A 5,505-nucleotide genomic window follows, 5' to 3' on the forward strand; every position below is an offset into this window, starting at 1 on the left:
TCCGGGCCGGACCACGGCTGCCCCGGATCGGGATCACCCGGGCCTCGGTCATCGCGTCGTCCCCCTGCTTGTTCCGGCCGCCGCGCGGCGTCATCGGTGCTTCCGGGTCATCGGTGCTTCCGGGTCATCGGTGCTTCCGGGTCACCGCAGGGCCCTGGCGACGCTCAGCACGCCACGTTCGATCGCCTCGATGCGTTCGGCGCCGAGCACCGGGCTCAGCGCCTGACCGCGCACGAAGTCGTCGAAGGCCTGGGTGGTCGTCCAGCGCGGCACGAAGCCGAACTCCTCGCGCAACCGCTGCAGGTCCACCACCCGGCCGAAGTTCAGGAAGCGCATCTGCTCCGGCGAGAAGTCCACGACCCGGGCCCCGCGCAGGATCCGGCTGACCGGCCCGACGGCGCTGCTGGGCACCGGGACCGCGACCTTGCCGGCCCGGCGGATGGCCTGCGAGAGCATCAGCACCCCGTCGGCGGCCACGTTGAACACGCCGGGCAGCTCGTGGGTGGCGGCACGCTCGAGCACGGCGAGCGCGTCCTCCTCGTGCAGCAGCTGCACCCGGGCGTCGAAGCCGAGCACGGTGGGCACCACCGGCAGGGCGAAGTACCGGGTGAGGACGGTGTCGATCCGCGGGCCGATGAAGTTCGCGAACCGCAGCACCGTCGTCGTGACGTCGGGGCGGCGGCGCCGGAAGCCGCGCAGGTAGCCCTCGATCTCGGCGGCGTCCTTGGCGTAGCCACCCGATGGCAGGTCCTTCGGCCCGGTCGCCTCGTCGAACACGGCGGGGTCGCGCGGGCTGGACCCGTAGACGGCGGTCGTCGACTTGAGGACGACCCGCCGGACCGTCGTCGCCTTCTGGCACGCCGCGAGCAGCTGCATCGTGCCGATGACGTTCATCTCCTTCATCGTGGCCCGACCGCCGGCGGAGCCGGGGCTCGCGGACAGCGACGCGTGCACGACGGTGTCCACCGAGGCCGAGGAGATGACCTTGGAGATGAGGGGGTTGCGGATGTCGGCGCGGACGAACTCCGCGCGGCCCATCCGCTTGAGCAGGTCACGCGGGGGCGGGACGGTGTCCACGCCGAGGACCCGGTCGATGTCCGGGTTCGCGGCCAGACGGGCGGCCAGGTGGCCGCCCAGGAACCCGCTCACGCCGGTGACGAGCACGACGGAAGGGGGTGTCTGCGACACGGGTGCGACCTCGCAGGAGTATCGGATGGAGGAACGCCTGAGCTGAGGGGTGCCGGTCGCCGCGACGGGCGGTGTGGCCTGCCGGACCCGTGGGGTCCGTCGTCACGACCGCGTACCGGTCGCGCGCACCCGCGGGCGCACGCGACCGGTACGGATCACTTACCGAGCTTGCGCCGCTGCACCCGGGTCTTGCGCAGCAGCTTGCGGTGCTTCTTCTTCGACATCCGCTTGCGCCGCTTCTTGATGACCGAGCCCATGGAGCGCTCCTTCTACGTGTCGTCTGTAATCGTCCGCACTACCCTGCGCACCGGGTGGCCGAGGGGCCGGCAACGTCCGCGCAGATACCCGCGGACCGCACGACCGGCGAGGGTCGACAGCCGAATCGTCACTCTACCGGTCCGCACGGGCGAACCGTTGGGTGGCCCGGGTGGCGGCCGAACGACTCAGCCCGCGTCGAAGTAGGCGTTGCGGAGGTAGTCCTCCACGGCGCGCTGCGGAACCCGGAAGGAGCGACCGACCCGCGCCGCGGGCAGCTCGCCGGAGTGCACGAGTCGGTACACGGTCATCTTCGACACGCGCATCATCGACGCGACCTCGGCCACGGTCAGGAACTGCACCTGGCTGGGGCGCATCGCCTCGGGACGCTCGGTGGGCATCCGAACACCGCCTTCCGTCTCCGCACCGGCGGCCCCCGGAGTCCACTCCGGCGCCACGCGATGTTCCTGACGAGGGTACCGGGGCGGGTGTGACGATCGGCATCCAGTGGGGACATCCGTTCGAGGCAATACGCGGCGCGTCAGGGTGACAATAAGTCACCCGATATGGCGAACGGGTCAACCCAGGGCTCGGCCGAGATCCACCGACCGACCGTGCGCCGCCACGATCGCGTCCATCCACGCCGAGCGGACGCCGTGCCGTTCGAGCTCGCGCAGCGCCGCCGCGGTCGTGCCCGCGGGCGAGGTCACGTTCTCCCGCAACACACCCGGGTGCTCCCCGGACTCGCGCAGCATCCGGGCCGCGCCCAGGGCGGTCTGCACGGTGAGCTCGGTGGCCGCGGTCCGCGCCAGCCCCAGCGCCACCCCGGCCTCGATCATCGCCTCGGCGACCAGGAAGAAGTACGCCGGTCCGGAACCGGACAACGCCGTCGCGGCGTCCTGCTGGGACTCCGGCATCCGCAGCGTCGCGCCGACCGTGGCCAGCATCGCCTCCACCGTGTCCAGGTGCGCGTCGGTGGCGTGGCGTCCCGGGGAGATCGCGCACATCGCGGCGCCGAGCAGCATCGGGGTGTTCGGCATGACCCGCACGACCGGCGTCCCGTCCGGCAGCCCTCCCTCGAACAGCGACGTGGGCAGCCCCGCACACAGCGACACCACGAGCGCACCGGACCCGAGCACCGGGGCGGTCTCGGCCAGCAGCGGTGCGATGTCCTGCGGCTTCACCGCGACCACGACGGTCTCGGCGCCGGCGACGGCCTCGGCCAGCGGCGCCGCGGCCACCCCCAGCCGGTCGGTGAGCTCGCGGGCGCGCTCCGGGTAGCGCTCGCTGAACACCAGTCCGCCCGGCTCGTGCCCGGCCGCGAGCAGACCGCTCAGCAGCGCCTCACCGATCCGCCCGCCACCCAGTACCGCGATACGTGTCATGGGCGGATCGTAGGGAGAGCGGGGAGCCGGTCGGTGCAGGGGCGCAGCTCCGTGCTCAGTGCAGAGGCGCAGCTCCGCAGGCTCCGTGCTCAGTGCAGAGGCGCAGCTCCGCAGGCTCCGTGCTCAGTGCAGAGGCGCAGCTCCGCAGGCTCCGTGCTCAGTGCAGGGGCGCAGCTCCGCAGGCTCCGTGCTCAGGACCGGGGCAGCGGCGCCAGCGCGATCTGGCGGGCCTGGCAGACCAGGCGCCCGGACGAGTCGACCACCGAGAGGTCCTCGTCGAACCACGTCCCCACGACCGACTCCGACCGCGAGTCCACCCGCAGCCACCCCGGGGCCGGGTGCCCGCGCAGCAGCGCCGTGAGCTGCACGGTCGGCGCCCAGCCGGCGTTGCCGCCCAGGTTGAACACGGTCGGGGGCAGGATGTCGCCGGCCAGCAGCGCGAACAGCACGTCGGGCTCCTCGCCGCGCGGGCGCACCCAGCCGCTCATCACCGGCGGGCCGGTCTCGCCGCGGACGAACGCGTTGGCCTCCGGCGGGTAGCGCAGCTCGCAGGCCCCGGACAGGCCCTGGGCGGGCCGGTCCGGCGGGCTCGGGTCCACCGCGTCCGGTGTCGGCTCGGCCGGTCGGTCCGACTCCTGCGACCACCGCGGAACGTCGGCCGGGAGCACCCCGGCGGTGATCGTCCCGTGCAGCATCAGCTTCTCGCCCTGCACCAGGCGCACCGCGCACGACGACACCGTGCGACCGATCTTGAGGGGCTCGGTGACCAGCTCGACCGGGCCGAGGTCGGGTGCCCGCAGGAAGTCCGCGGACACCGCGAGCGGGTCGAGATCGGACCCGGTCTCGGCGGCCAGCCGGGACAGCGCCGCCCGGGCCAGCAGGACCAGCAGCAGGCCGCCGTGTGCCTTCGGCCCGACCGCCCACACGTCGTCGATAACGGCGCGGTAGCGGCCCCCGCCGAGGTCGGTGAGCACGTGGGCGTCGGAGAACGGGCGTCCGGTGCGGACCTGTGCGGTACTCATGCCGCCTCCCCGGGAAGAAAGCGCGTCGGCGGTGCTCATGCCCGACAGACCTATCACCCCGACACCGTCCGCGACCACGCCGCGAGATGTGATCTGTCCCGGGGACCGGTCAGAGCCGGCCCGCAGGTTCCGGCACCTGCGGCTCCGGCACCTGCCGGACCGGACGGGCCGAGCCGGCCGTCGGGGCCAGGTGCAGACGGGCGAACAGCAGCGACTCCGCGAGCAGCCCGGTGCGTTCCAGGCGGGTGCGGCAGCGGCGGGTGCTGACCTCCAGCACGACGACGCCACCGACGTCGGCGAACCCGCCGTCGGCCAGCGCCTGGCACACCTCGGCGCAGGGCTGGGTGCCGCGGCCGGGCACCAGGTGCTCGTCACGCGGGCTGCCGGAGCCGTCGGTGAGGTGCAGGTGGTTGAGCCGCCCGCCCATCCGTCGCATCATCTCCAGCGCGTCCGTACCCGCGGCGGCGGTGTGTGAGAGGTCGAGCGTGTAGTTGCGGTGCCCGACCTCGGTCGGGTCGTAGCCGGGCGCGTAGGGCACCGTGCTGATCGCGCCCCGGGTCACCGGGAACATGTTCTCCACCGGCAGCGCGATCCCCTGGTACTCACCGGCCCGGGCCACCTCGTCGGCGAACGCGGCCGCGTAGCGGCGCTGCCAGCGAAACGGCGGGTGCATCACGACGGTCCGCGCACCGAGCTTGCCGGCGGCGTCGACCGAGCGGCGGATCCGTGCGATCGGGTCCGCGCCCCAGACCCGCTGGGTCACGGCCAGGCAGGGTGCGTGGATCGCCAGCACCGGCACGCCGTAGCGGTGGGTGAGCCGCTCGACCGCGCGGACGTCCTGGCTGACCGGGTCCGTCCAGACCATCAGCTCGAGCCCGTCGTAGCCCAGCTCCGCAGCGATGGCGAAGGCCGCCTCGACGCCCTCCGGGTAGACCGACGCGGTGGACAGCGCAACCGGAACGACACTCACATCACGTGCTGTCGTCCGGGCGTCGCGCATCGTTACCGGTCCAGCAGCACGAGTATCGCCGGGGACACCGTGAGCAGCAGGCCGACCAGCACGGCGAACATCGTCGTCTTCAGGTCGTCGTTGCGCAGCAGCGCCCGGACACCGAGCACCAGGCCCACGGTGAGCACCACCGCCAGCGCCAGCGCGACCACCGGCAACGAGAACCACAGGTACCGGAACCCGACCCAGACCCCGGCGCCGACGACGGCGCCACCGATCCACTGGGCGATGACCATCGCCCACGCCTGGCCGGTGCCGGCCGCCCGCTCGGGCGGTGCCGGGTCCTCGTCCCGGTCCGCGAGGTCGGCGGCACTCTCGCCGTGGTCCTCGTAGTCGTCGGCACGGTAGTCGGCGTCGTAGTCGTCGGGGTCGTAGTCGTCGGGGCCGTAGTCGTCGGGGCCGTAGGAATCGGGGCCGGCGAGGTCGGCCGGCCCGAACGCGGACGCCTCGGTGGGCGGCCCGCCGTCGTCCGGACGGCCGGTCCACGCGCTGTCGTCGATGTCGTCGTCGACGTCGTCGCGCAGGGGCGGGCCGCCGAGCTGGGTCGGAGGTCCGCCCTCGTCGTCGAGCGGCGGCGCACCGAACTGCGTCGGCGGGCCGCTGTCGGCGACGGCGTCGCGCGGCGGGCGCGCGGCGAACGCACCGG

6 protein-coding genes and 1 pseudogene are annotated in these 5,505 nt (G+C 73.4%); all 7 read right to left on the bottom strand.

What is annotated here, in order from left to right:
* Positions 1 to 141: 141 nt before the first annotated feature.
* Positions 142 to 1,188, bottom strand: coding sequence for an NAD-dependent epimerase/dehydratase family protein (locus tag I4I78_RS29465; RefSeq protein ID WP_218614776.1), 1,047 nt, complete (start codon positions 1,186 to 1,188; stop codon positions 142 to 144).
* A gap of 155 nt (positions 1,189 to 1,343) precedes the next feature.
* Entirely contained in the window at positions 1,344 to 1,445 is a 102-nt protein-coding gene (locus I4I78_RS29470; RefSeq protein WP_010241351.1) for a 30S ribosomal protein bS22, read from the bottom strand.
* A gap of 186 nt (positions 1,446 to 1,631) precedes the next feature.
* Positions 1,632 to 1,844: a helix-turn-helix domain-containing protein gene (locus I4I78_RS29475; RefSeq protein ID WP_218614777.1), complete on the bottom strand. Its 213-nt coding sequence runs from the start codon at positions 1,842 to 1,844 to the stop codon at positions 1,632 to 1,634.
* 177 nt (positions 1,845 to 2,021) lie between these two features.
* Positions 2,022 to 2,828, bottom strand: a complete 807-nt coding sequence (gene proC / locus I4I78_RS29480; protein ID WP_218614778.1) for a pyrroline-5-carboxylate reductase — start codon at positions 2,826 to 2,828, stop codon at positions 2,022 to 2,024.
* 191 nt (positions 2,829 to 3,019) lie between these two features.
* Positions 3,020 to 3,850, bottom strand: a complete 831-nt coding sequence (locus I4I78_RS29485; protein ID WP_218614779.1) for a thioesterase family protein — start codon at positions 3,848 to 3,850, stop codon at positions 3,020 to 3,022.
* 109 nt (positions 3,851 to 3,959) lie between these two features.
* Positions 3,960 to 4,850 carry a sugar phosphate isomerase/epimerase gene (locus tag I4I78_RS29490; RefSeq protein ID WP_218614780.1) on the bottom strand — a complete coding sequence of 297 codons (891 nt, stop codon included), beginning with the start codon at positions 4,848 to 4,850 and terminating at the stop codon, positions 3,960 to 3,962.
* Positions 4,851 to 4,852: 2 nt separating this feature from the next.
* Positions 4,853 to 5,505, bottom strand: a pseudogene (locus tag I4I78_RS29495) (hypothetical protein); the annotation flags it as partial.

Source organism: Pseudonocardia sp. KRD291 (genome assembly GCF_019263595.1).
Taxonomy (GTDB): domain Bacteria; phylum Actinomycetota; class Actinomycetes; order Mycobacteriales; family Pseudonocardiaceae; genus Pseudonocardia.

Excerpts from the sequence above, each read along its gene's own strand:
- I4I78_RS29470 (WP_010241351.1), bottom strand. The coding sequence starts at position 1,445 with ATGGGCTCGGTCATCAAGAAGCGGCGCAAGCGGATGTCGAAGAAGAAG.
- I4I78_RS29490 (WP_218614780.1), bottom strand. The coding sequence starts at position 4,850 with ATGCGCGACGCCCGGACGACAGCACGTGATGTGAGTGTCGTTCCGGTT.
- I4I78_RS29485 (WP_218614779.1), bottom strand. The coding sequence starts at position 3,850 with ATGAGTACCGCACAGGTCCGCACCGGACGCCCGTTCTCCGACGCCCAC.
- proC (WP_218614778.1), bottom strand. The coding sequence starts at position 2,828 with ATGACACGTATCGCGGTACTGGGTGGCGGGCGGATCGGTGAGGCGCTG.
- I4I78_RS29475 (WP_218614777.1), bottom strand. The coding sequence starts at position 1,844 with ATGCCCACCGAGCGTCCCGAGGCGATGCGCCCCAGCCAGGTGCAGTTC.